The 24,314-nt window shown below is 35.0% G+C and carries 25 protein-coding genes and 1 tRNA gene; 9 read left to right on the forward strand and 17 right to left on the reverse strand.

What is annotated here, in order from left to right; genetic code table 11:
* Positions 1 to 121 precede the first annotated feature (121 nt).
* Both SACI_RS03230 and SACI_RS03235 read right to left on the reverse strand, forming a co-directional pair.
* Positions 122 to 1,267 carry a hypothetical protein gene (locus SACI_RS03230; RefSeq protein ID WP_011277563.1) on the reverse strand — a complete coding sequence of 382 codons (1,146 nt, stop codon included), beginning with the start codon at positions 1,265 to 1,267 and terminating at the stop codon, positions 122 to 124.
* Positions 1,268 to 1,272: 5 nt separating this feature from the next.
* Positions 1,273 to 2,166 (reverse strand): hypothetical protein, encoded by an 894-nt coding sequence (locus SACI_RS03235; RefSeq protein WP_011277564.1) that lies wholly within the window; start codon positions 2,164 to 2,166, stop codon positions 1,273 to 1,275.
* A 394-nt stretch (positions 2,167 to 2,560) separates the two neighbouring features.
* Between SACI_RS03235 and SACI_RS03240 the strand changes: the two genes are divergently transcribed.
* Both SACI_RS03240 and SACI_RS11570 read left to right on the forward strand, forming a co-directional pair.
* Positions 2,561 to 2,806, forward strand: coding sequence for a hypothetical protein (locus SACI_RS03240; protein WP_015385472.1), 246 nt, complete (start codon positions 2,561 to 2,563; stop codon positions 2,804 to 2,806).
* Between the two features lie 361 nt (positions 2,807 to 3,167).
* Entirely contained in the window at positions 3,168 to 3,380 is a 213-nt protein-coding gene (locus tag SACI_RS11570) for a putative integrase (RefSeq protein ID WP_148149029.1), read from the forward strand.
* On the opposite strand, the gene SACI_RS03245 is transcribed toward SACI_RS11570, so the two are convergent.
* The 4 genes from SACI_RS03245 to SACI_RS03260 form a co-directional block, all read right to left on the reverse strand.
* Positions 3,362 to 3,446: transfer RNA gene (locus tag SACI_RS03245), tRNA-Ser, on the reverse strand. The two genes, SACI_RS11570 and SACI_RS03245, sit on opposite strands and share 19 nt — an antisense overlap.
* Before the next feature lie 40 nt (positions 3,447 to 3,486).
* Positions 3,487 to 3,795 carry a 30S ribosomal protein S10 gene (rpsJ, locus tag SACI_RS03250; protein ID WP_011277566.1) on the reverse strand — a complete coding sequence of 103 codons (309 nt, stop codon included), beginning with the start codon at positions 3,793 to 3,795 and terminating at the stop codon, positions 3,487 to 3,489.
* Positions 3,796 to 3,820: 25 nt separating this feature from the next.
* Positions 3,821 to 5,128, reverse strand: a complete 1,308-nt coding sequence (gene tuf, locus SACI_RS03255; RefSeq protein ID WP_011277567.1) for a translation elongation factor EF-1 subunit alpha — start codon at positions 5,126 to 5,128, stop codon at positions 3,821 to 3,823.
* 57 nt (positions 5,129 to 5,185) lie between these two features.
* Positions 5,186 to 5,773, reverse strand: coding sequence for a 30S ribosomal protein S7 (locus SACI_RS03260; protein WP_011277568.1), 588 nt, complete (start codon positions 5,771 to 5,773; stop codon positions 5,186 to 5,188).
* 81 nt (positions 5,774 to 5,854) lie between these two features.
* Here SACI_RS03260 and SACI_RS03265 point away from each other — a divergent pair, with 81 nt between their 5' ends.
* A complete protein-coding gene (locus tag SACI_RS03265) occupies positions 5,855 to 6,346 on the forward strand; it encodes a bifunctional nuclease family protein (RefSeq protein ID WP_011277569.1) in 492 nt (163 codons plus the stop codon).
* 73 nt (positions 6,347 to 6,419) lie between these two features.
* Here SACI_RS03265 and SACI_RS03270 read toward each other — a convergent pair whose 3' ends face one another.
* The 7 genes from SACI_RS03270 to SACI_RS03300 are packed head-to-tail and all read right to left on the reverse strand — an operon-like array spanning position 6,420 to position 15,091.
* The gene (locus tag SACI_RS03270; protein WP_011277570.1) at positions 6,420 to 6,863 is read right to left on the reverse strand and encodes a 30S ribosomal protein S12; all 444 of its coding nucleotides are present in this window, start codon (positions 6,861 to 6,863) and stop codon (positions 6,420 to 6,422) included.
* Between the two features lie 13 nt (positions 6,864 to 6,876).
* The gene (locus SACI_RS03275) at positions 6,877 to 7,308 is read right to left on the reverse strand and encodes a NusA-like transcription termination signal-binding factor (protein ID WP_011277571.1); all 432 of its coding nucleotides are present in this window, start codon (positions 7,306 to 7,308) and stop codon (positions 6,877 to 6,879) included.
* Positions 7,309 to 7,623, reverse strand: coding sequence for a 50S ribosomal protein L30e (locus SACI_RS03280; RefSeq protein WP_011277572.1), 315 nt, complete (start codon positions 7,621 to 7,623; stop codon positions 7,309 to 7,311). It lies immediately after the preceding gene.
* A gap of 7 nt (positions 7,624 to 7,630) precedes the next feature.
* Positions 7,631 to 8,812 (reverse strand): DNA-directed RNA polymerase subunit A'', encoded by a 1,182-nt coding sequence (gene rpoA2 / locus SACI_RS03285; protein ID WP_011277573.1) that lies wholly within the window; start codon positions 8,810 to 8,812, stop codon positions 7,631 to 7,633.
* Positions 8,813 to 8,816: 4 nt separating this feature from the next.
* On the reverse strand, positions 8,817 to 11,459 hold the full coding sequence (gene rpoA1, locus SACI_RS03290; RefSeq protein ID WP_011277574.1) for a DNA-directed RNA polymerase subunit A': 2,643 nt from the start codon (positions 11,457 to 11,459) through the stop codon (positions 8,817 to 8,819).
* Positions 11,452 to 14,832 carry a DNA-directed RNA polymerase subunit B gene (locus SACI_RS03295; protein ID WP_011277575.1) on the reverse strand — a complete coding sequence of 1,127 codons (3,381 nt, stop codon included), beginning with the start codon at positions 14,830 to 14,832 and terminating at the stop codon, positions 11,452 to 11,454. The genes rpoA1 and SACI_RS03295 overlap by 8 nt, the downstream gene beginning before the upstream one ends.
* A gap of 4 nt (positions 14,833 to 14,836) precedes the next feature.
* Positions 14,837 to 15,091 (reverse strand): DNA-directed RNA polymerase subunit H, encoded by a 255-nt coding sequence (locus tag SACI_RS03300; protein WP_011277576.1) that lies wholly within the window; start codon positions 15,089 to 15,091, stop codon positions 14,837 to 14,839.
* Between the two features lie 205 nt (positions 15,092 to 15,296).
* Here SACI_RS03300 and infB point away from each other — a divergent pair, with 205 nt between their 5' ends.
* On the forward strand, positions 15,297 to 17,105 hold the full coding sequence (infB, locus tag SACI_RS03305; protein ID WP_011277577.1) for a translation initiation factor IF-2: 1,809 nt from the start codon (positions 15,297 to 15,299) through the stop codon (positions 17,103 to 17,105).
* Here the strand turns inward: infB and ndk are convergent.
* Together ndk and SACI_RS03315 are read right to left on the reverse strand one after the other, a co-directional pair.
* Complete coding sequence (gene ndk / locus SACI_RS03310; protein ID WP_011277578.1) at positions 17,074 to 17,511, reverse strand: nucleoside-diphosphate kinase; 438 nt, start codon at positions 17,509 to 17,511, stop codon at positions 17,074 to 17,076. The genes infB and ndk overlap by 32 nt on opposite strands.
* The gene (locus SACI_RS03315; protein ID WP_011277579.1) at positions 17,508 to 17,696 is read right to left on the reverse strand and encodes a 50S ribosomal protein L24e; all 189 of its coding nucleotides are present in this window, start codon (positions 17,694 to 17,696) and stop codon (positions 17,508 to 17,510) included. The genes ndk and SACI_RS03315 overlap by 4 nt, the downstream gene beginning before the upstream one ends.
* Positions 17,697 to 17,759: 63 nt before the next feature.
* On the opposite strand from SACI_RS03315, the gene SACI_RS03320 reads away from it, so the two are divergent.
* The 5 genes from SACI_RS03320 (at position 17,760) to SACI_RS03340 (ending at position 21,510) form a co-directional block, all read left to right on the forward strand.
* Positions 17,760 to 18,014: a 30S ribosomal protein S28e gene (locus SACI_RS03320; RefSeq protein ID WP_011277580.1), complete on the forward strand. Its 255-nt coding sequence runs from the start codon at positions 17,760 to 17,762 to the stop codon at positions 18,012 to 18,014.
* Between the two features lie 4 nt (positions 18,015 to 18,018).
* Positions 18,019 to 18,669: a uracil phosphoribosyltransferase gene (upp, locus tag SACI_RS03325; protein WP_011277581.1), complete on the forward strand. Its 651-nt coding sequence runs from the start codon at positions 18,019 to 18,021 to the stop codon at positions 18,667 to 18,669.
* Positions 18,670 to 18,710: 41 nt separating this feature from the next.
* Complete coding sequence (gene gatB, locus SACI_RS03330; protein ID WP_011277582.1) at positions 18,711 to 20,129, forward strand: Asp-tRNA(Asn)/Glu-tRNA(Gln) amidotransferase subunit GatB; 1,419 nt, start codon at positions 18,711 to 18,713, stop codon at positions 20,127 to 20,129.
* 68 nt (positions 20,130 to 20,197) lie between these two features.
* Entirely contained in the window at positions 20,198 to 20,935 is a 738-nt protein-coding gene (locus SACI_RS03335; RefSeq protein ID WP_011277583.1) for a phosphoribosyltransferase family protein, read from the forward strand.
* Positions 20,932 to 21,510, forward strand: coding sequence for an MBL fold metallo-hydrolase (locus SACI_RS03340; protein ID WP_011277584.1), 579 nt, complete (start codon positions 20,932 to 20,934; stop codon positions 21,508 to 21,510). Before SACI_RS03335 ends, SACI_RS03340 begins: the two co-directional genes overlap by 4 nt.
* A gap of 35 nt (positions 21,511 to 21,545) precedes the next feature.
* Here SACI_RS03340 and tes read toward each other — a convergent pair whose 3' ends face one another.
* The gene (gene tes, locus SACI_RS03345) at positions 21,546 to 23,300 is read right to left on the reverse strand and encodes a tetraether lipid synthase Tes (protein ID WP_011277585.1); all 1,755 of its coding nucleotides are present in this window, start codon (positions 23,298 to 23,300) and stop codon (positions 21,546 to 21,548) included.
* A gap of 69 nt (positions 23,301 to 23,369) precedes the next feature.
* Positions 23,370 to 24,299 carry a thiamine-phosphate kinase gene (locus SACI_RS03350; RefSeq protein WP_015385473.1) on the reverse strand — a complete coding sequence of 310 codons (930 nt, stop codon included), beginning with the start codon at positions 24,297 to 24,299 and terminating at the stop codon, positions 23,370 to 23,372.
* Positions 24,300 to 24,314 lie beyond the last annotated feature (15 nt).

Here is a 24,314-nt window from a genome sequence, read left to right on the forward strand (position 1 = left end):
CAATAGATTAAGTAAGGCCTATAACATAAACATGGATGAGGTTATTGTAATGAAGGAAAAAGCAAGTTAGGAAATATAATTTACCTATTAGCTCACTCTCATATAACACTTGAGACGCAAATCAGCCCGGCTTATCCTCTAAGACTGTTTTCTCTTTTAAGAAATAAATTATCCATACTGCCAAGTTAATCACACTAAATAGGCTTAAGGTGAAGACGTTGAATTCAGGGAATAAGAGAACAGCGAAACTGTTAGCAATCAACGTAGACATATCCGTAATCGTAGTTAGGATACCACTTTCTAGAACTGGGTATTCAGATCTTGACATTATTTTAGCTATCATAGCGGGCCAGACCAACGAGTTTCCCACTTGAGAAAGTACGCCGTAAATAACCAATAGGTACAACTGAGGAGTTATGGGGAATAAAAATTCTGTCAGCGTAGAAACAGTCATGCCAAAGACTATACCAATAAATGCTTTACTTTTAGGAAAGTATAATGGGACTATAGAGCCTAATACGTTAGCGAGTATAAAAGATATACTAAACCAACCCACTGCATTTATGTTATTAAAAATAAGTGGTTCCATGAGTCCACCCATTGTAGCTAAAGACATGCTAAACATGAATGAGAGAAGAAGTAGGGGAGAGAAATTTGTGAATACTCTTTTTATTTCTAGAATATTAGGCTTGTTAATCCTAGCATTTCTAGTATGTAAAGTAAATATTATAGGGATAGAAATTAACCAAATTGTTGCTGAAGCAAGAAACAGGAAATGTATACTATTTAAGAAAAAGAGGATTAGTATTGATACTACACTTCCTACTACATAACCTGTAAATTTGGATGAAATAAAAACATTAGCTCTCTGATATCTAGAAAAGATAGTAGGCTCTGAGTAAGAGAAAAAGATAGCGTTCAAGAAAAGCAGGAGAGAAGTAGCTACTGCATTTATGGTGGCTATTACCACAATAACAAGAAGATTAGGAGGAAGTAATTTGTAGAAAAGGATTAGTGAGAAGACTACTTGATAAGCAAAGGCTAGACTGACCATTAATTTAGGTTTATTCTTTAGTAACTCGGCTGCAAAAGGGGAAATTATTGCCCTAAGTGTTACATTTATGGTGGAAAATAAAAACGCGTATTCTGCATCGTTTAAATAATATTCAAAATACACAGGTAAATAAAAATACTGGGCTGATGCTGAATTTACGAAAAGAAGCAAAAAATAGGAAATGAGATTATCTTTTCTTATCGAATCTTTCATATCTATTACTCTAAAAATCTCCTTTCCTGGATAAAATAAGTTACTTTCGAGAGCATCATAGCCCCCCATATTCTTTGGCGCACGCTCATTTTAGTAATCCCGCCGTTTATTACTTGATCTAAATACCATTTATATAGCCTTAAAGTTCCAGATAAATACTTAGGATCGCCAGTAACCGCAAATACTACACCGTTTTTAGAACATGCTATTATTGCAACTGTCTGCAACATATCAAGATTTTCAGGCACATTAGGCCTTCCATTAATTATTTCAAACATCGGAACTAAGTACTTATCATCATAATATCTAATTTTCTCTACTGCAGAATTATCTTTCTTATAATTTAGCATTAATTGACCTAAACCTTTTATGGAAGCCATCATGATTTCTATGTCGTTGATATTCTGAATTCCTCCTCTCTTCTCTATTTTCTCTAGCTCACCTAATAACACCTTTACAGCCTCAGATAGAATGCTGGAATCTTTTAAGGTGTAAGATAGTTTTGCTAGTGCAAGAAGATCCTCTGCCCAAAACTCTTTAATTCCAAATATTTTTCTCTTTGCTTTATATATAAGCTCTAAATTCTTTGTCATATCATAAAGTTTTAGAATATATAATGCATCATGATCAATTTTTCTTTGATCTAATAATTCATTTACTCTCTCATAAATACTGCTATCCCCTAACACGAAATAGGAATCTAGAAGAGACCATATGTACAAGCTAAATTCCCTATCATTCAAATCTTTATCGTTAAGATAATATACAGTATTAACCAGTTCTCTTATAACGTTTAGTGCTATGTTAATATCTATTTTAGCTCTAACTATTTCTCTTTCTAATGTCTCTCTGAGTTCTGGTCTTTCTAGTACGGGATTAAGATCTAGCCTTACAGGCATTTTTATCGATTATATGTATAAGTTAAACAGCTTTTTTTTATTCTCAATACTTTTGAAAAATTTTTAAACTTATCGGGTTTTCCTAACATCTTTCTTTTTTTAAGTATTAAATATATCGATTGATCTGATTAAAACTTTATTTTCGATTTTAGGAAATCATATGTTCTTGGTTGTGATACCTGACGACCTAAAATCCATGATCGATACATGAAGGATGATACAAAGGATGATGATAGATATGATGCATAGAGAAATAACAGGAAGAAAGTAGTATCGTGGCTTTTGAAAAAATAATTAGACACTACTATAAAATTCGAGTCTACATCGATGGGGAATATCCTCAAAAGTATGAGTCCGCCGAGATTTGAACTCGGATCACCGCCTCATAGGGCCAGTGTACTTAAGTGTTAATAAACTGAAAGTAGACGATTTACTCTCAGACTTTTACGATAGAGCAGAGGTAATAGTATTCAAGAACAGATTTGACGCCACTGAAGATATACTAACTAAAGACGAGAAAGAGGTATTAGCAAATGTACTAGTGAGAAGGGCTCAGGTGTTATCCGAGAAAGGTAAGTTGCCCAAAATTGGGACACCTTTTGCTGACTTTCTTGATAAAGGGTTTGAGTGTAAAATATAATTGACTTGATTGGAAAGGGTGAGCAGAAACTCTCTCTAAGGCAAATATAAAATTGGCTAGAGTCAACTTGTGTAAAGTTTAACGTACCCTATTATTAAAAGAAGAGGAGTTAGGTGAAAGGCTAAAAGAGTTCAACATCCACTCGAAAAAAGGGAACTATTATAGCGCCAGACTGCCTTATGATGAAGAAATAAGGGAACTATTTTCTGATTTAGAGGAAGAGACGTGATAAAAATTCAATTTTTTGCGTAATAGAGGAGTTTTTACCGCTACCCTCAACTCCGTGTAAAATCTCGTAACTTTTTACGAGTTACCAGTGCTTATAAACGCGAATTGGTAACCACAATACGGGGGCGTGAAAATGGCGAGAGAGAAGACTCGTTATAAATATGGCGATTATATTATACGTGAGATTAAAGGGCGGTATTATGTTTATAAGCTAGAGAATGTAGGCGATGACGTAAAGGAACATTACGTGGGTTCCTTAGCTGACGTAGTCGAGACTTACATCAAATTGAAAGATGGAATTGGGGGTGTGGGGGAAATCCCCCACTACGCCGGGGGCGGGATTTGAACCCGCGCGTGGAAGATCCACACTGGCTCTCCAGGCCAGCCCCTTAGTCCACTCGGGCACCCCGGCATTAATAAGATTATACGAGATGCTTATAAAAATAATCAAATCAAATTAGCTCAATTTCTATGTATACATCGTCAGGTACTCTGACTCTCATTAATTGTCTCATAACTCTTTCGTCTGCTGCTATATCTATTATTCTCTTATGTACTTTCATTTCCCAATGCTCCCACTTTTTCTTTCCCTCACCATGGGGAAGTCTCATTACTGGTACTTCCATCCTAGTTGTCGGCAAAGGAATGGGACCGCTAACTTGAATACCAGTTTTTTGTGCCATATTTCTTATCTGATTAACCACGAAGTTCAAACTGTCAATATTGCTACTCCATAATCTTATTCGGGCTTTAGTAGGCATAAAAACACCTAATTTAAAAATATTATTACTTTACCTCTACTTTTCTTGGTTTAACATCTATAATAACTCCAACACCAACTGTCTTACCCATATCTCTCATTGCGAACCTGCCTAGTGCAGGGAACTCTCTAAACTTCTCTGCTACTAACTCCTTTATAGGTTTAAACTTAACAATAGCTGAGTCTCCAGCTTTAATGAATTGTGGATTCTTCTCTGCCTCTTTACCGGTCTTTGGATCAATTCTAGACGTAATTTCGGATACTCTGCAAGCTATACTGGCAGTGTGAACATGTAAAACTGGAGTGTAGCCCACTCCTACTGCTGTAGGATGCCAAATTACAATCACTTGCGCGGTAAACTCGTCTGCAACAGTTGGTGGGTTTTGTACACTACCAGCTACGTCTCCTCTTTTAACATCTTTCTTTTCAACACCTCTTACGTTAAATCCGATGTTATCACCTGGCTCAGCTTTATCTATTTTTGTATGATGGGTCTCAATAGATCTTACTTCTCCTATCTTACCTACGGGCATAAAGACAATCTTATCGCCTACTTTAAGCACACCAGACTCTATTCTTCCTACGGGCACGACACCAACTCCAGAGATCGAGTATACTTCCTGAATTGGAATCCTTAACGGTTTGTCAACTGGCTTTGGTGGAATTTCTAACTGATCTAAAAGTTCCTCTAATGTGGGACCGTTGTACCAAGGCATTTTTGTAGATTTATGAGTTACATTGTCACCATCTGGTGCGACGACAGGAACAAACTTAACTTTATTCATATCGAATCCAAAGCTCTTCATAAACTTAGACACTGTATCTACAATTTCTTTAAACCTTTTTTCGTCATATGGTGTATCGGCTAAGTCCATTTTATTGATAGCTACTATAACTTGATTTATACCCATAGTCTTTGATAATATTATATGTTCTCTAGTCTGTCCTTCAGCGCTCATTCCTGCCTCATACTCTCCTTTCTTTGCAGATACTACCAAAATTGCAGCGTCCGCCTGGCTTGCACCAGTGATCATGTTTTTGACGAAGTCTCTATGACCAGGAGCATCTATAACAGTAAAGAAGTATTTTCTAGTTTCGAACCTCATGAAAGATAGATTTATAGTGACTCCTCTTTCTCTCTCTTCCTTAAGCCTGTCCATTAAGAATGCATACTTCTCAGAGTCCTTACCTAGTTTCTTTGCTGCTTCCTCAGCCTCTTTCACAGTCTTCTCATCTATGAAACCTCTGTCCATTAGTAGTCTTCCAATTAAAGTACTCTTTCCGTGATCTACGTGTCCTATCACGATTAAATTAAGGTGGGGCTTCTGTGACATACTAATTACCTCTTACATTTTTATAACTAGACTAGCATTAAAAGTTTAGCTACAATTTTACCTAGAGCTTAACGCTATTCTCTCTATCTCTTCTTTCTTCCTTATTGCTACACTCTTATTATCATTATTTGCTGCGGCAATTATTTCTTCAGCTAACGCTTCTTCTATGGGTTTGGGATTGTTAAATGAAGCTTCACTAGCTCCAGTAACTAAATGTCTTAGTGCTAAATCGACTCTTCTCTGGGGTGCTACATCTACGGCTACATAGTAAACTATTCCACCGTACATTATACGGGTTACCTCCTCTCTGGGAGCAGCATTCTCAATTGCTCTCACTAAAACTTGGATTGGATTCTGACCGGTCTTTACTGCTATAATATCAAATGTTGTTTTTACTATATTATATGCAAGCATTTTTTTACCTTTATTCCTACCTGGTCTCATTAAGTTATTTATCAATCTTTCTACTATAGGTATTCTTGATTTTCCAAATCTTCTATGCTCATGTCTGCCTCCAGTATGAGGTAGGTATATAGACATTAAATCTATATATTTCTTTAAACTTGGATCTCTAACCTCAACCTTAGTGTCCCACTTTCCAAATACCTTAACGTTCAAATTTGAAACTTCAATATTCTCAACCATCTCTTTCTCCTCATTTACTTTACTGCTACCTTAAATATATTATGAAGGGTTTAATAGAGTTTGTGTAGTAATAATTTATTAATGCAACCTGCAAAAGATGAGGAGTTATTAAGAGTTAAGAAAGTTGACGCATTCTTCTATCCTTTGAGAGGAATACCTACTATGGTTCTTTATCTTGAAGATGATAGAGAATTCAAAATGTTTCATATACCACAAGAAATAGTATTAATAGTGAATAAATTGCAGGGGAAAGAAGAATACGAACAAGTACTAGGTTTTGATAGAAGGGAGAGTATTTATGACGTCCTATACGACGTGATGTCATTTTCTACAAACATAAAGGACAGCATAAAAAATGTAATCAATCGCATAATAATTGATGATGTAATAAGAGAATACGGAGTATATGTTGCAACTGTAGAATTCAAATTTGATGGTATAATAATTGAAAAGAAACTAATACCTAGTCACGCAGTTGCATTAGCTCTGCTTTTTGATAGACCTATATTCATAAGAAGAAAGTTAGTTGATGAGCAGGAAAAAGAGGAGAATAAGGAAGGAGAAGGAACTTAGATAGCAGTATATAGGAATGGAAGCAAGTTCAAATTTAAAAAGGCATTAATATATATGTAGGCTTATCTGAAGTTTATCTTACTGGTTTCTGCTTCTTTCCCTTATATAATGCGTCTAATGAAACCCCGTTAACCATTACTACTTTATATCTAACGCCGGGTAAGTCACCCATTGACCTACCTAACGTACCACCAATACCTGCTATAACGACTTCATCGTGCTCATCTATAAAGTTAACACCACCGTCCCCTGGAACAAATGCTGTAACTATTCTTCCATTTTTGACTAGCTGTACTCTAACTGCTTTCCTAACTGCAGAATTTGGTTGCCTAGATTCTATACCAACTTTTTCTAAAACTATACCTCTAGCCATTGGTGCACCTTCTAGCGGATCAAATTTCTCTTTTAGTGCTAACATTCTTCTCTTAAAGGATCTCTGGCTCCAGCTAAACTTTAGCCTTTTTAATCTCAATTTCCTTGCTGCAAACAAACCTTTTGGAGATTTACTACCTGCCAACCTGATCACCTAATTATACTACAACAACAGAATCAATATCCAAATACCTTTTTAATATTAACTTAGCCCTTTCAACATTTCTTCCATTCTTACCTATAGCTATTCCTTTGTCCTGCGGTTCCACTGTTATATACACCGTCTTTTTCGAGTTAGATTGAACCACTTTTATTGTTTTGACTCTTGCAGGGGACATTAGATTCTTCACTAAATCTTCAAGGTTTTCTTGGTATCCTACAATCTCAACAGATTTATTTATCAATTTTTCTAGCTTTCTTACATTAAGACCATTCTTACCTATAGCTACTCCCATACTCTCTGGATTTATTAGCAATATAATTCTGTTATTTCTGTCATCTATTATGCAGTCCCTTGCAGTAACTCCAGTTATATCTTGGAATAAAGACATGTATTTTAACTCTTCTGAAGTTAATTTAATTTCTGGCACTCATTGCTTCACCTCTTTAATAAACTCCAAAATTTTTGATTCCCCTTCATCAACTATACCTATAACAGATACCATAAAAGGTTTACCGCATAATGTCCCTAATTCATATCCACTACCTTTATAGAGATAAATTGGAATATCAGAAAATTTTGAAAATGTCATTATATCGTCTTTTAGATCCTGCCTTAATGTAGAAGAAACTACTACTCCCTTTACCTTACCTGTCTTTAATAATTTCAATGTCTTCCTTGTTCCTAAAATTACTTTGCCACTTCTAAGAAGTGTTTTTAATTCTCCCTCAAAACTTTGAGACATTTACATTTCACCTCATATTAGGCTTCATTGTTAATTCAACTATTCCGGTACCTAATCTTATAGGCTGTCCGATTATAATGTTTTCTATCACTCCTTTAAACTCTTCTCTCTCTCCTCTAGCTGCAGCGTCCAATAAGTGCTTCACAGTAACTTCAAATGCAGCTCTGGCTAATACACTACTTTTCTCACCAGTAACGCCATGTCTTCCTATTTGCCTTATATCTCCAGTTCTTGTCATAATATCAGAAACAAGTACAATATGTCTCATGTCAACATCTAATCCCTGCTCCTCCAGAACTTTCTTTATCTCCCTAGAGATAAGTTCTCTTGCTGCCTCTATGCCTAATACTTCTTCTACTTCATGAATATTATTAGTCTGTATCTTATTAATATCCACACCAGTAACATTCATAATACCCTCTAGGTTAGAACCATCAGTTATAATAACATATTCGTCTCCTTTCTTCTGTACTATAGCCCTTTTTATACCCTTGACTCCCTTTATCTTTGTATTTAGTATCTTCTCTCTCATTTTGAATAATGCCATTATACTGTCAATCTTTTCAAAGTAAATTGTAAAACTATATTCGTCATTATCCTCTATTCTTATTTCTCCTAATTTTAACTTAGTTATGATTTTCTTAATCTCTTCTATCGATACTCCCTTGTCTTTTAACATTTCTTGATCGAATTGAAGAGTTATTGACATATTAGATATATCAACACTAACAGAAGATACAACATTTTCCACTCTTGTATATTCTATTCTTCTCGCTATATCTAATGCCTTATCCTTATCAGTCTTATATTCATCAGTAAGATATATCGTCATCATAGGAGTGGATGGTACTTTTCTTGCATCAACAATTTCTATTAATCTTGGCAAACCTAGGGTAACGTTCAATTCTCTAATTCCTGCAAAGTGGAAAGTTCTTAGCGTCATTTGAGTACCTGGTTCTCCTACAGACTGTGCAGTGACAACACCTATAGCCTCGCCTGGTTCAATTAATGATTGTTGATATTCTCTAATAGTTAAATCTATAATTCTATCAATATCTTCTTCCGTTAACTCTACACCATTAATATCCATGATTGCAGCTCTAAGATCTTCATGTAACTTATCGGGAATTTTGTCCTTTATTTCGTTTAATCTCTTATCAATATAACCCTTTAACTTTTCATCTATCATTTTTTCACCTCTTCCAACCAATAACTCTTTCTATAACTCTGTTAACATTCACACTTTTACTATGGGCACTATACATGGGATGCACTGCATCATCACCATATACTACTTGAACAATATCTCCATATAAACTTCTCACAGTTCCATCATATTCTATCCTTAGATCTGATAAAGCGTTAATTAACCTCCTCTGCATGTAACCGCTTTGTGACGTCTTTACAGCAGTATCAACTAATCCCTCTCTACCTCCTGCTGCATGGAAGAACATTTCATATGGGCTTAGACCCCTCATGAAGGAGTTCTTAACGAAACCTCTTGCTTCAGGTGCTATGTCACCATATTTAAACAAAGATAATGTCCTCTCTCTATATCCTCTTCTAATTCTCTCTCCCCTCACTGATTGCTGTCCTAATAAAGCGGTCATCTGGGTTATATTCAACTCACTTCCTCTAGCACCAGTTATGGCCATAATGTATACATTGTTAAATGGATCCAAGTATTTTGTAGCTATTTCTCCTGCTACTTTTCTCAGTTTATCTAGTGTATCAAGTATATAACTTTCTAGGCTTTCTTCAATTGTTCTTCCAGGTATTGGTTCAAGCTGTCCTTCATTAAATTTCCTTATATACTCATCAACCTGACTATATCCCTCTTTAATTTTAGTAGTTATTTCATTTTGAGCTTCATCTGGTATAGTTATATCCTCCAAAGTCATAGTGAAACCTCTCATCTCTAAAAACCTAATGAACATCTTAAACACATTATCCATTAACCATTTACCATATTCGGTACCGTATTCTCTAATAGACCAATGCAACATACTTTCTGGCTGTTGATTTCCTATTGCTTTCTTATCAAATACACCTTCTAACAATAGTCCATTTTTGATGACGATAAACGAGTCATGAGGACAAATCTCATCCTTACATGCTCTAGGTCCTTTTGATATATTAGCAGGACCATGGAAGTTAAAATCTTTAGGCAAAAATAGACTGATTACCTGTTTTCCGGTGTAATATGGCTTTGGAGCAAGTATAGCCGGTTCTCCTAGCTCTCCTACAAAGTCTGTTACTCCCAATATAGTAGCCACTTCTTCAACTGTTAGTAGAGTAGTTTTTACTGATAACAAATAAGCACCACTTATATAATCCTGTCCCCCACCTATGATGGGTCCGCCGTATCTAGGAGTAATAATGTTTTTATGCACTAACATCAATTCCCTTGCCTCTGCTATAGCTTCCTCTGATTGTGGAACATGTAGATTCATTTCGTCTCCATCAAAGTCAGCGTTATATGGAGGACAATCTAACAGATTTAATCTGAATGTTCTACCTGGTAATACCCTAACTTTGTGGGCCATCATCGAGATCCTGTGCAATGAAGGCTGTCTATTAAAAAGCACCACATCTCCATCTACTAAGTGTCTCTCAACTACATATCCTGCAGTTATACTAGAAGCTAATTCTTTTCTATCTTTAACATACCTTAGATCAATCCTTCTACCATCAGGTTTTATTACATAATTCGCTCCTGGCCATTTATCGGGACCGTTTATAATGTATTGCCTTATTCTTTCTATGTTTATATTAGTTACCCTTTCCGGTACAGTTAACATTCTCGCTATGGTATATGGAATTCCTACTTCATCTATACTCAAATTGGGGTCTGGAGATATTACAGTTCTTGCGGAGAAATCAACTCTCTTGCCTGATAAGTTCCCCCTAAATCTACCCTCTTTACCTTTCAGTCTCTGAGCAAGTGTCCTTAAAGGTCTTCCGGATCTATGCTTGGCTGGAGGCAAGCCGGGTATCTCATTATCAAAGTAAGTAGCGACATGATATTGCAATAAATCCCATAAATCCTCTATTATTAATTGTGGAGCACCTGCCTCAATACTTTCTTTTAATCTTTCATTAAGCCTTATTATATCAACAAGCTTATGAGTAAGATCATCCTCGGCTCTTATTCCACTTTCGATAGTTATAGAGGGCCTAATGGTTATTGGGGGGACTGGTAAAACAGTTAAAATCATCCACTCAGGTCTAGAGGATTTAGGATCATATCCTAAAAGCTCAACGTCACTGTCAGGTATTCTTTCTAATCTATCTCTTATCTCTGAGGGGGATAATTTCACTATTGATCCATTCCTTTCCTCATTGAAATTATATGGTTTTTCTAATTTTATCTTGAATTGTTTTTCACCGCAATGAGGACATTCTAGGTTCTTAATAGATATTTTCTTTATATACTCTACTAACCTTCTTGCTGCAGATGGCCATCTGAGCTTTATAGCATTATATATTCTCTTATATCTCTCTAAATCTTGCTCCTTAATCTTTATTCTACCACATCTCCAACAGGTACTCCTGAGGAAATCATAAATGTGTTTAACATAACCTATGTGAATGACTGGTTTAATAAGTTCTATATGGCCGAAATGACCAGGACAACCTGCTAACGTGTTACCACATACGGGACATTTTTGACCGGGCTCTATTACACCTAGTTTTGGATCCATTACTCCTCCTTCGATTGGAGTACCGTCTTCATCATATACCTCTGAAGTTATTATTGCTGTAACTGACATTTGCCTTATTTCATTAGGTGATAATACACCAAATTTTACGCCCCGTATAATCTTCTCACTCATTTGAAGCACCTCCTAAGTTTACTTTTTCACCTAAAATTAATCTCGGTGAAATTACCATACTCATAAGTTCTTGAATTAAAAGTTTAAACGCGTATGAAACAGTAACTGGATGTAAGACAGATTTATCGCCATGCACTGGGCACACGTATCTATTCTTGCTTCTATCGTACCAGCCCACATATCCACATTGATCACAGATATATACTACAGCTTTATCTGAATTATCTAGCAATCTATCTTTAATTAACATCGCAGTACCAAACCCAATTAAACAGTCTCTCTCCATTTCTCCGAATCTTAATCCACCTTCCCTAGCTCTGCCTTCAGTAGGTTGTCTGGTTAAAATTTGAACTGGTCCTCTTGCTCTTGCATGCATTTTATCTGCAACCATGTGATGTAACTTTTGATAGTATACTATCCCAAACAATATTCTGCTTTTCAATTTTTGACCTGTTCTTCCATCATATACTACTTCCGTCGAATCTGGTAAGTGTCCTAATTTAAGTATTTCCTTTTGCATCTCTTGTAGTTTTGGTGTCTCTAAGAATGGAGTTGCGTCTACAGGTTTACCTGATAAAGCTGCATATTTACCACCTATCGCCTCCATTATTTGTCCTATAGTCATTCTTGAGGGCAAAGCATGTGGATTCAAAATTATATCTGGAACTATACCTTTCGCGGTATATGGCATATCAACTTGATCAATTAATATACCAACTACTCCTTTTTGACCATGTCTTGTAGCGAACTTATCCCCTATTTCAGGAATCCTAAGATCCCTTACCCTTACTTTTACTAATTTATTACCTTCAAGAGTTTCTGTTATTAACACTAAATCCACAATACCATTTTCTCCGTGTCTTGTGACTATTGATGTATCTCTTTTAGCCTGCTCAGGACTTAACTCCTTGAATTCCTGAAGGAATCTAGGAGGGCTAACTTTACCTATTAAGACATCTCCTCCTTTTACCTCAACTTCTGGAGAAACCACTCCATTATCTTCTAGGAGTCTGTAATAATCTTTTCCTTTATAGCCTTTTACACCAGCTTCTGGTGTAACTATTTTATCTTCTTGTCCTCCTGGATATTTTACTTCTTCCGTGGAATAAAGCCTGAAGAACGTTGACCTATACATTCCCCTCTCTATGGAGGACTTATTCATAATTATTGAGTCCTCCATATTATATCCTGTATAAGACATGATAGCTAGAATTGCATTAGCACCTGCTGGTCTATCATTATAGCCTATAACTCCTAACATTCTTGTCTGCACTAGGGGCATTTGTGGATAATGTAATAAATGGGCTCTTGTATCAGTTCTTATTTGATAGTTCGACGCATAAAGACCCAAAGACTGTTTAGCCATAGCTGATTGGTAAGTATTTCTGGGAGACTGGTTATGTTCAGGGTAGGGTATAATGGATGCAATAATACCCAATATAGCAGACGGCCATATTTCCAAATGAGTATGATCTGGTGTTAGATCTTGTGGATTTAAAGCAACATATGCATTTTCCTCCTCTTCGGCATCTATAAATTCTATTTTACCTTGTTTGACTAGGTCATCGAAAGTTATTTCTCCATTCTTCAATTTCTTAATGTCTTCAGTATCCACTAAAGGAGTACCATTATTTACAATAATTAAAGGTCTTCTAACTCTTCCTGCATCACAGTTTATGTGAACTTCATTCAAATAGTCTGTGGCTATATATGCTACATTTACTTCATCACTGAGCTTTCCCTGCCTTCTTGATTCCCTAATCTTCTTAGCTAACTCTTTACCATCCTCGTAATATCCTAATAATCTACCATTAAGGTAAACCTTACTCCAACTCATATATTTTTCCACGTCTTCGTTTTGCTCACTGATTCTCCTTATTACATCTTCTACACTCACGACTCCTAATTCATAAGCTACCCTCTCGACTACTGACTCGTTAATACCAACAGAAACCTGTGCTAACAAGGCTAGATTTTTCACAAGTCCACTGTTAGGACCTTCAGGTGTTTCAAACGGGCACATTCTTCCCCATTGAGTTCCATGAAGGTCTCTCGCCTCAAAATTAGGCTGTCCCCTGGCTAAAGATGAAACTACTCTCCTAAGATGACTTAACATGGATAGCCAATTTGTTCTATCTAGTAATTGACTTACTCCAGTTCTACCGCCAACCCAGTTTCCTGTTGCTAATGCATGTCGTATTCTTTCCGTTATTATATCAGCCCTAACTAAGGCGGTTAAAGAAAGTCTTCTTCCCCTCACTTTTGATTTTTCAAGCTGATAAACTAGATCTTTAACAAAGGCTTTGAAAGCTACTCTAAATAAACTTGTGAACAAGTCTCCTGCTAGTCTAACTCTCTTATTTGCATAATGATCTTTGTCATCTGGCTCTCTCCTGCCTAAATATAATTCAAGGATCTTATTTACAGCACTAGCTAAATAATATCCTTTCTTTTTCCTATCTTCAGGTGATGTACCAAGATGAGGTAGGAAATATTTATCTATTACTTGCTCCGCTTTTTGAATTCTATTTTCTCTTTTCTGTCCTATTGCAACTCTATTACCTATGAAATCCAATGCTTCTTCTGCACTTGTAATAGAGCTTGCCTGCTCTAATGATGGTAGTAATTCATTCTGAATTTGAGGGTCTAAAGATACTGCATATACTATATCACGATCTGTTACAAAACCTAATGCTCTCATTATTATTGCAAATGGTATTCTTCCTGGAACTGTTGCAAATGAAATTTGAATTGTACTATCCTTCAGTCTCTCTATCATAACCTGAACTCTATATCCGGCTGCAGAGGATGTTACTTTGGCAACATGTGTTATATTAGATCCGCTCTTTCCATAATCTACTAATACTCTATTTGTTGCTAGATCTTCTTGAGCTATAATCACTTTCTCACTACCATTTACTATGAAGTAACCACCCGGATCTTTAGGGTCTTCGCCTATTTCAATTAGTTTATCAATGGGTAAATTTGAAGTTGGATCTGCTACTGATTTAAGCATTATAGGGAGATCTCCAATGTATATTTCTATTGGTTCGCCTTCTATATTATTCTCAACTGGAATCATACTCAAAAATATAGGAGATGAGTAGGTCAGATTCCTAAGCCTTGCCTCCATAGGTGTTATTTCTCTCATAGGTCCTTTGTCAGTTTCTCTTATGCTAGGTTTTTCATATCTTATTTTACCTAATTTAATCTTCAATCCAGGAACTTCAGTTACTATTTCTCCTTGTTCATATATTACTTGCTGAAGTTTATTTCTCAGAAAATCATTGAATGAATCTAAATGCTGCCTAACTAATCCTCTTGTCTTAAAGAATGATTCAGCTATTGCCCACCTAGACTCTGTATCTAACATAAACTCACCCTGTTATAACATACCTATAAGTTACACTTTCGCCTGTAAAAGGACTTTTTCTGGTTATCTTAATTATGTCACCAGGCTTTGCACCTATACTTTTAGCCACAGGGTCAGATGCTCTTATCCACGGTAATTGCTCAGGCTTAATTCCTAATTCTTTAACCAATTTATATGCTTCTTCAAGTTGTAAAATTTCATGTTTAGGCACTAATTCATGATTTGATATATCGATCTTTTTCTTTGAGGATGAACGCATAATTTTCCCCATGTAGCGTACAGTAATATCATCCTACTCATTTAAGCTTAATAAAATTATGTTACATACACGAATTTCTATTTTTCGTCAATGCGTATAGAAAAAGATTAGATTCGTAGCAAGAATACCAATTATATAACGAGAATAATCAAGTCCGTCAGAAATTTAATTCATGTTATCAAATACAGGTTTTAGGTAAATAAAAATGACGACTCAAGTACCAAAAAGACTAAGACAGCCTATTGTTGTAGTGTTGGGACATGTAGATCATGGGAAAACAACATTACTTGATAAAATTAGAGGCACTGCAGTGGTTAAAAAAGAGCCAGGTGAAATGACGCAGGAAGTTGGAGCAAGCTTTGTACCGACAAGCGTGATAGAGAAGATCTCAGAGCCACTAAAAAAATCATTCCCTATAAAGCTGGAAATTCCAGGACTCTTATTTATCGATACACCTGGTCATGAATTATTTAGTAATCTAAGAAAGAGGGGAGGTAGTGTTGCAGATATTGCAATATTAGTTGTGGATATTGTAGAAGGAATCCAAAAGCAAACTTTAGAGTCTATAGAAATTTTGAAATCGAGGAAAGTTCCTTTCATAGTAGCAGCTAACAAGATTGACAGGATAAATGGATGGAAAGCACAAGATACATATTCCTTCCTTGAAAGCATAAACAAACAAGAGCAAAGAGTGCGTGATAATTTAGATAAACAAGTATACAATTTAGTAATACAATTAGCTGAGCAAGGGTTCAATGCAGAAAGGTTTGATAGAATTAGGGATTTCACAAAGACTGTTGCGATTATTCCTGTGTCTGCAAAAACAGGTGAAGGTATAGCTGAGGTTCTGGCAATTTTGGCAGGATTGACTCAAAATTATATGAAAAATAAGCTAAAATTTGCTGAGGGACCTGCAAAAGGAGTAATTCTTGAGGTCAAAGAACTCCAAGGTTTAGGATATACAGCTGATGTTGTAATATACGAAGGAATATTGAGAAAAAACGATATTATAGTGTTAGCTGGCATTGATGGTCCTATCGTAACTAAGGTTAGAGCTATTTTAGTGCCTAGGCCTTTACAAGATATAAAGCTAGCAAAGTCTGATTTAGCTCAAATTGATGAAGTTTATGCTGCCTCAGGTGTAAAAGTGTATGCACAGAATCTTGAGACTGCACTTGCAGGATCTCCTATTTATGTAGCTGAAAATAATGAAGAAGTAGAAAAATATAAGAAAATAATTCAAGAAGAAGTATCAGCTGTACGTTACTACAATTCGAGTGTATATGGCATAATTGTAAAGGCTGATAGTTTAGGAAGTTTAGAGGCGATAGTCTCGTCTCTGGAACGAAGAAATATACCAATAAGACTTGCAGATATAGGTCCAATAAGTAAGAGGGACATAACAGAAGCAGAAATAGTTGCTGAAAAAGCTAAAGAATATGGAATAATTGCAGCTTTTAGAGTTAAACCGTTATCAGGTATAGAGATTCCAGAAAAAATAAAATTAATTTCTGATGATATAATCTACCAGCTGATGGATAATATAGAAAAATATATTGAAGACATAAAGGAAAGTGAGAAGAGAAAGACATTAGAGACTATTGTTTTACCTGGAAAGATCAAAATAATTCCTGGATATGTTTTTAGAAGAAGTGACCCAGTAATTGTCGGAGTAGAGGTATTAGGTGGTATAATTAGACCTAAGTACGGATTAATTAAGAAAGATGGGAGAAGAGTGGGAGAAGTCTTACAAATACAAGATAACAAGAAGAGTGTTGATAGAGCTAGTAAAGGTATGGAAGTTGCCGTATCTATAAAAGGAAATATCATGGTGGGAAGACAAGTAGAAGAAGGCGAGGTATTATACACAGATGTCCCTAAAGAAGATTTACAGATACTTATGGAAAAATACAAGGATATAGTCACTGATGATATGATAGAAGTAATAAAGGAGATTATAAGGATAAAAAGAACTCAAGATGCTACATACGGGCTTGGGCTCCAATTTCAGTAACATCTTGGAAAAATATGCCCATCTCAGTTTTAGCCTTTTCTTCACTGTCAGAAGCATGAATTACATTTTCTGACTTACTTAATGCATAATCTCCTCTTATTGTGCCAGGAGAAGCCTCCTTAGGGTCTGTAGCCCCTATCATTTTCCTCACAACACTAACAGCATCATCACCTTCTATTATCATACATACTACAGGACCTGATATGATGTAATTAATTAATTCATTGAAGAATCCTTTTCCCTTATGCTCTTGATATAATCTTTCTGCAGTGGCTCTATCCATATGAACCATTTTTAATGCAAGAATATTAAATCCTCTCTTCTCGAATCTGCTAATTATTTCCCCTACTAATCTTCTTCTTACACCGTCTGGTTTTATCATAACAAATGTTCTTTGTAACGTCATGGTTTAGCACCCAAATATGACTTAGTCCATTTTAATTTTTTAGGATCTCTGTGTAACTTTAACATAGATTTTCTACATTTACTTGAACAGAACCAAAGTAAGCTTCCATCATTTCTAACGTACATTAAACCAGTACCAGGAAGGATATCTTTTCCGCAAAAACTACATTGCCTTGTTGAGACCATGTTATGAAGTTATAATAGTGAAGTATTTAAATGAATTGGCTCTGAAAATATAAATGGTTTAAAATGAGTGAAAAGGAAAAGTCCTCAACAACCACATCCTCAGTGATAGACGAATTTGGTTTTCCAGCTGAAGTAATACAGATATTAGATAGGACAGGAGTTACAGGTGAGGTCACACAAGTAAGAGTAAGAGTCCTCGAAGGAAGAGACAAAGGAAGAATTTTGACCAGAAACGTTAAAGGACCTGTAAGGCTTGGAGATATACTAATTCTCAGAGAGACTGAAAGAGAGGCAAGAAAGTTAAGTACGAAGAGGTAAATACATGACATTATATGTGTTATCTAAGCCAATACTTTTACATTTTTTAACACAACTTAGATCAAAAAATATAGACCAAATAAGCTTTAGAAAGAACTTAGTTAAACTAGGTAGAATAATTGGATATGAGATAGTAAATACATTAGATTATGAATCTATAGATGTAGAAACCCCTCTTGGAACAAAAGCTAAAGGTATATACATATACGATCTTGAAAATATTCTAATAATAAGTATATTAAGAGCCGCAACACCTTTCGTTGAAGGCTTACTGAAGGCATTACCTACAGCTAGACTAGGAGTTATTGCCGCAAGTAGAAAAGAAAAAGAAGTTCAAGTAGGTTATCCGGAAGATATTCCAGTCGACGTGTATTATATGAAAATACCTCAGGTATCTCATAAGGATACAGTAATAATTGCAGATCCTATGATAGCAACTGGAAGTACGATGAGAAAAGCTATCAAATCTATAGTAAACAGTCAGCCTAAAAGAATTTACATCGCGTCAGTAATAATATCTGAATATGGTCTTAAAAGACTAATGGAAGAATTTCCTTTTGTTGACATTTTCACCATTTCTGTTGATCCCGAAATAGATAATAGAGGTTTTATATTACCAGGTTTAGGCGATGCTGGCGACAGAGCATTCGGATAACCATTTTATTTATATTCAATAAATCTATTTTTAGTTGAAGCATGGTAAAGATAGGTCTTGAGGTTCATGTCCATTTAACTTCATTAAAAACAAAGCTGTTTTGCTCATGTCCTACAGAGTATGTAGGAAAGGATCCTAATACAATTACTTGTCCAGTTTGTTTAGGATTACCTGGCGCTATACCGGTCTTGAACGAAAATGCAGTTAGAGCTGCAATTATGGTCGCATTGGCAATAAATGCAGAAATTGCTGACAGAGTAGTAATGGTGAGAAAACATTACTTCTATCCAGATATGGCTAAAAACTATCAAATATCCCAATATGATGGTCCTGGAAGTATTGCAATAAGTAAAGGAGGATTTATAAAACTTAGAGATAACAAAACTATTAGAATAAGGAGAATAAACATAGAAGAGGATCCGGCTAAAATTGTCTATCCTACTGGTTCTATGTTAACAAGTAGATACACATTATTGGACTATAATAGATCAGGTTTCCCACTACTTGAGATAGTTACAGAACCAGATATGTCAGATCCGCGTGAGGCTCGTGAATTTCTTGAAAAATTAAGATCGATACTTGAACATTTAGGTATATCCAACCCTGATTTAGAAGGTGCAATGAGAGCCGATGCTAATATATCAATAGAGGGCGGTGAAAGAGTCGAAATAAAGAATATAGGCTCCCCAAAAGAAGTTGAAGAAGCATTAAAATATGAGATAGCCAGGCAAAAGGCGTTAGTAGCTCAGGGTATGAAAGTAAATAGGGAAACTAGACACTGGGATAATGCAAAAAAAGTTACAGTATTAACAAGATCTAAAGAACTTGAAGAAGACTACAGATATTTTCCCGACCCTGATCTACCGCCGTATACTGTAAGCTTTGATATGATTGAAAAAATTAGAAAGGAATTACCTGAATTACCTGACATTAGAATTCAACGATTAGTCAAAGAGTATGGAATAACTGAATATGATGCTAACGTATTAGTTATTGATAAATCACTAGCTGATTTATTCGAGGAGACAGCAAAAAATTATAAAAATTATAAAAAACTAGTTAATATATTAATTAATGATTATCTGCGATGGTTAAACGACAAGAATCTAAAACCGTCTCAGTCTAAAGCTACGACGAAGCATCTTATAGAATTATTGACCCTACTAGATAATGGAACAATAACCATTAAAATAGCTAAGGAGATCCTTCCCCAAATAGTAATAGAGGGTAAAATGCCATCAGAAATAATAAAGCAAAATAGTCTCATCGCAATTAAAGATGAAGATTATCTGATAAATGTAATTAAAGAGGTTCTCTCCGAGGAGAAAGATGCTGTAGAGAAAGCTAAAAGAGATCCTAAAGTTATAAATTACTTGGTAGGAAAAGTAATGAAGAAAACATCAAAGAGAGCTGATCCATATATAGTTAATGAGTTAATAAAGAAAGAATTAGGGATATAATCACAGCGTGGGTTTATCATCACAGTATCAGCACTTAAAACCCCGTTCATCAAAAGAATAGAAATAGTGTGGTGATATATATTCTCAACTCTCAGAAGGACAGGGAACTAAAGATAAGACTACTAGTAGTGAATTTACTGAGAGAATTAAAGAACTCTTATACGTACAAAGAATTATCAAGTATCTTCAACATCCAAGAAAGTTTACTGTGTAGATATGTCAACGGAAATACCATACCAAGTGAGAGTCATTCAAGGGATATCCTTGATAAGATTAAGAGTAAGGAGTTCCTTTCCAAGTTTCTTGCAGACAAAATAATCAAATATGATGATGGATTTATTGATACCTCTAAAATGCTCTTTTACCCTAATCTATTAAAGCTTTTAATAGAAATGTTCTATCATAAATACTTCGGAAATAGAGACGAAATTGATAAAATTGTGACAGTAGCTGTAAACGGAATACCTTTCGCTGCAATAGCGTCGGAAGCTATAGCTAAGCCGTTAATAATAATAAAAAAACACAAAGATTCTGTTCACATCAGTTACATAGACGAGAATATTAAAGAATCGGAAGGAATGATTACTTCTATCTATTTAAGAAAAGATTTTGTATATAAAGGTGAGAAAGTGTTGGTTGTAGATGATGTAATAAGAAGTGGCAAAACAATATACTCAACATTTAGGTTAATCCAAAAAGCAGACGCAAAAGTAATAGGGGCGTTAGTATTAGTGGGTGTAGGAAAAGAATGGTCGAAAATAAGTAACACATTTAATATACCAATCATCCCTATCTTTTCACTATGATTATTAGACTACAGAATAATGTTTACGCTATAAAAGGAGTTTATTATATCTATCTGCTTGCAATAGATAATAAAAACCTTCTGATTATAGATTCAAGTAACGGTGAAGATACAGGAATAGTGTTAGATGGTATCCTTGAAATAAAGAGTAAAACGAATTACAACCCATCTTTTTTAGTACTTACCAGCTGTAAAAAAGAAGTTGCAGGAGGAGCTGCAAAAATTTCAAGCTTTTTGAACATACCTATACTCGCAAGTCACATAGATGCATCTAGTATTAGAAAAGGAATGTGCCTAGATGAGGAATACGAACCTGCAGATGTAAGTATTGAAATCAAAGACATAAAAGTATTGATAAATGGGCTTAATAACCTTACATTTCTTAGAGCTAAAACCCCCTCAAAAGGAAGTTTAGTAATAAAATATAATAACACTTTATTTTCAGGAGCAACAAAAATTAGTGGTATAGCAGAAAAGATTGGGTACGTTTGTAACGCCTTTGAATTTTCAAAGGTAGAAGAAGATTGGTTTTTACGGAGAAGAAAAGAGAATGAAAAAGCATTAGAATATAAATAAAAGAATTTTTATAAAAAATAACTATAGATTAGATTTTAGCTAGATGTAAAATTCTTATATGTTTTCTTATAAAGCTCTCCTTGCTCCAATGTAGTCGCTACTCTCTTGTACTTCATTGCATCTCCTATACTGTTCTCTCCGTGTGTCTTTACCCACTTATCCATTGGTATTTGATACTCTTTAAGTACTTTATCCCTATATAAGTCATTTAGCACGTTATAAGTACAGAATGGAATTACTCTTCCGTCAGGTGCTACGTAGTGTATATCACATCTCATAACCCTTTCTATATCGTAGTCGTATAGATCCATGAAATGCATTGTTCCTAGGAATAATGTCCTATAGTGCCATTCTCCTAAAGCCTCATAATTATGATTTATTAGAATATTACGTAACATATCATATACATCGAAATCTCTGGGTCCTTTTTCCTTATCTATAAACTTCCTTAAACTATATAAAACTTTTATACCAATCCAGTACTTATTTCCTCCTTCTTTTAACTCCTCGGTTTTATCTCTCAAATACTCTAGTAGTCCCTCCAAATCTATAAATCTTGAAAGAGGAATGAAGTGAGGTTCTCCATTTCTCCATTCTACGAAAACATAAGTACCTGCACCACATGCTGGATGGTTAGCCATCTCAAATTGTTCCTTACCTGTTATAGCTTCAATTAACTTAGAAAACACAACTGAAGTTCCGATCGGATACCAACTATCCTTAGTTACTTCTCCATTTGTCTGCTCTTCGATATTCTTTAATATTTCTGGTATTGTTATTCTAAATTTACTCCTCATATTTCTCTTCATCATTCCTGTTAAACTTACAGGCTGGAAATTGACCGCTCTAACTACATCCATGTTATACGCAGCAAACCTCACAATATTCCCTAAATCATGATCATTCACAGTTTTAATCACGGTTGGAACTAAAACTACGCTAGTCATTCCTGCTTTTCTAAATGCCTCTAACGTATAGGGAATCTCCCAATGGTTCTTAGGATTTGTCTTTCTAGTGGTTCCATCAAAACTCATATAAATTGTGTTTACGCCAGCCTCTCTCAACTGTCTTGCGTACTTTATTGCATATTCAGGATCTTCTAAATACATCCTACCAAAAGTTCCTCCCCAACTATTAAGTTGTATATGCTTTACCCCATTCTCCCTCAAGATCCTAACTATTTCTATTATATCCTCTCTTAGAGTTGGCTCTCCTCCAGTAACTTGAATCACTAATGTAACGTCTTGCCTCTTAAGCTGATCCACCATGAACTTTATTTGCTCTAAAGTTGGCTCAAATACATATCCGGCTTTCTCAGCGTAGAAGAAGCAATACCAACACGACAAATCACATCTGTTGGTTATTACAAGATTTACTAAAGCAGAATGCTGATGATGCATGGGGCATAATCCACAATTAAATGGACAAGGTGATTTGAGGTCAACATATGGAACTTTAGGACCTTTACCTTCATACTCCCAATAATCAAATTTGTAATATAGATCTTTATCACCATAATATAAGTCCTCAAATTCACCGTGCTCTGGACATATCTTCCTTATATATAGTTTATCCTCTCTCTCAAAAATTACAGCTGGTAATATTCTATAACATGCTGGGCATAAAGATGAAGTTACTCTAGTTAATTTCTCGTTATCACTAAGCTTTGGTAATGGTCCGCCTACTTTAATCTCTCTATCTCCGAACTTTACTACTCCTTTTTCAAATTTAGATGGTGCTGGGAGTAGTCTAAATCCATGAGATCCTGGCTCTTGTACAGTTTCAGTCATACATATTCTGTCTTATCACTCTCGATTAAGAATATATAAACTATTTCACCAACTTTTATTCTAATTTGGTTAAAACCATCCCAAAAAATTGTCCCAGCCTGTTTTTCTAATCAACTCGCCATTAAAATACACTCCTTGCCTATCACTTATTTCCCCAAAAACTACCGGATTAAGCCCTAATAGCTTCATTTGATTTATAATTTTGTGATAAGAATCTTTATCTACTACAAATATAGACTCGTATTCTTCCCCTGAAAATTTTAACAAATCTAGCAATCTTATTTTATAATTATTTGCTATGTTTAATACTTCTTCTGAAACAGGCATTTTAGTAATTTCAATACCTAACTTAGATCTCTCAACCAAATTATATAATGACACTATGAGACCATCACTTATATCTAGCGAATAATGAATATTATCACAGTTCTGGCTAAATATATCTTGTAAATGCGGATTTACTATAGGATGTTTATACTTTAGTTTGTATTTCAATGGAATCGATATCTTCCAATTATTTACATAAGATATAAAGATTATTGAATTATAACCTATAGGCGATGTAATTATTACTTTGTCCCCTCTTTTTATATTATCTACGCTTTTGTAACATACTGCTTCTCCTATTCCAACTATGTCAATCCATCCATTATTATCACTAGAATTAGTATCACCACCCACATAACTTCCTTTATAATAATTTATCGCATCACTTATCCCTTTCAATATATTTTCTATCTCTTTTAATCTATTTTTATTCAGTCCCAGAGAGGCTAGGAAAAATTTTGGTGAACCTCCTTTAGATAATATATCACTTATTACTCCTATCACCGATCTCCAGCCTATATCATAAGACTCCAAAAAATTAAACTCATAAGATAATTGAAAGCCATCAATTTTATACATGTTTTTTCCTTCCACATAAACATCGTCATTTGTAGCATTATCACTCACGTATCTTGATACGAGATTCTTAATTATTTCATGTTCAGAATGCATTTATATAGCACCTGG

The sequence above is a fragment of the Sulfolobus acidocaldarius DSM 639 genome, from assembly GCF_000012285.1.
Lineage (GTDB): Archaea > Thermoproteota > Thermoprotei_A > Sulfolobales > Sulfolobaceae > Sulfolobus > Sulfolobus acidocaldarius.

Coding starts and splice junctions, on each gene's coding strand:
- SACI_RS03230 (WP_011277563.1), bottom strand. CDS start 1,267: ATGAAAGATTCGATAAGAAAAGATAATCTCATTTCCTATTTTTTGCTT.
- SACI_RS03235 (WP_011277564.1), bottom strand. CDS start 2,166: ATGCCTGTAAGGCTAGATCTTAATCCCGTACTAGAAAGACCAGAACTC.
- SACI_RS11570 (WP_148149029.1), top strand. CDS start 3,168: ATGGCGAGAGAGAAGACTCGTTATAAATATGGCGATTATATTATACGT.
- rpsJ (WP_011277566.1), bottom strand. CDS start 3,795: ATGCCTACTAAAGCCCGAATAAGATTATGGAGTAGCAATATTGACAGT.
- tuf (WP_011277567.1), bottom strand. CDS start 5,128: ATGTCACAGAAGCCCCACCTTAATTTAATCGTGATAGGACACGTAGAT.
- SACI_RS03260 (WP_011277568.1), bottom strand. CDS start 5,773: ATGGTTGAGAATATTGAAGTTTCAAATTTGAACGTTAAGGTATTTGGA.
- SACI_RS03265 (WP_011277569.1), top strand. CDS start 5,855: ATGCAACCTGCAAAAGATGAGGAGTTATTAAGAGTTAAGAAAGTTGAC.
- SACI_RS03280 (WP_011277572.1), bottom strand. CDS start 7,623: ATGTCTCAAAGTTTTGAGGGAGAATTAAAAACACTTCTTAGAAGTGGC.
- rpoA2 (WP_011277573.1), bottom strand. CDS start 8,812: ATGATAGATGAAAAGTTAAAGGGTTATATTGATAAGAGATTAAACGAA.
- rpoA1 (WP_011277574.1), bottom strand. CDS start 11,459: ATGAGTGAGAAGATTATACGGGGCGTAAAATTTGGTGTATTATCACCT.
- SACI_RS03295 (WP_011277575.1), bottom strand. CDS start 14,832: ATGTTAGATACAGAGTCTAGGTGGGCAATAGCTGAATCATTCTTTAAG.
- SACI_RS03300 (WP_011277576.1), bottom strand. CDS start 15,091: ATGCGTTCATCCTCAAAGAAAAAGATCGATATATCAAATCATGAATTA.
- infB (WP_011277577.1), top strand. CDS start 15,297: ATGACGACTCAAGTACCAAAAAGACTAAGACAGCCTATTGTTGTAGTG.
- ndk (WP_011277578.1), bottom strand. CDS start 17,511: ATGACGTTACAAAGAACATTTGTTATGATAAAACCAGACGGTGTAAGA.
- SACI_RS03315 (WP_011277579.1), bottom strand. CDS start 17,696: ATGGTCTCAACAAGGCAATGTAGTTTTTGCGGAAAAGATATCCTTCCT.
- SACI_RS03320 (WP_011277580.1), top strand. CDS start 17,760: ATGAGTGAAAAGGAAAAGTCCTCAACAACCACATCCTCAGTGATAGAC.
- upp (WP_011277581.1), top strand. CDS start 18,019: ATGACATTATATGTGTTATCTAAGCCAATACTTTTACATTTTTTAACA.
- gatB (WP_011277582.1), top strand. CDS start 18,711: ATGGTAAAGATAGGTCTTGAGGTTCATGTCCATTTAACTTCATTAAAA.
- SACI_RS03340 (WP_011277584.1), top strand. CDS start 20,932: ATGATTATTAGACTACAGAATAATGTTTACGCTATAAAAGGAGTTTAT.
- tes (WP_011277585.1), bottom strand. CDS start 23,300: ATGACTGAAACTGTACAAGAGCCAGGATCTCATGGATTTAGACTACTC.
- SACI_RS03350 (WP_015385473.1), bottom strand. CDS start 24,299: ATGCATTCTGAACATGAAATAATTAAGAATCTCGTATCAAGATACGTG.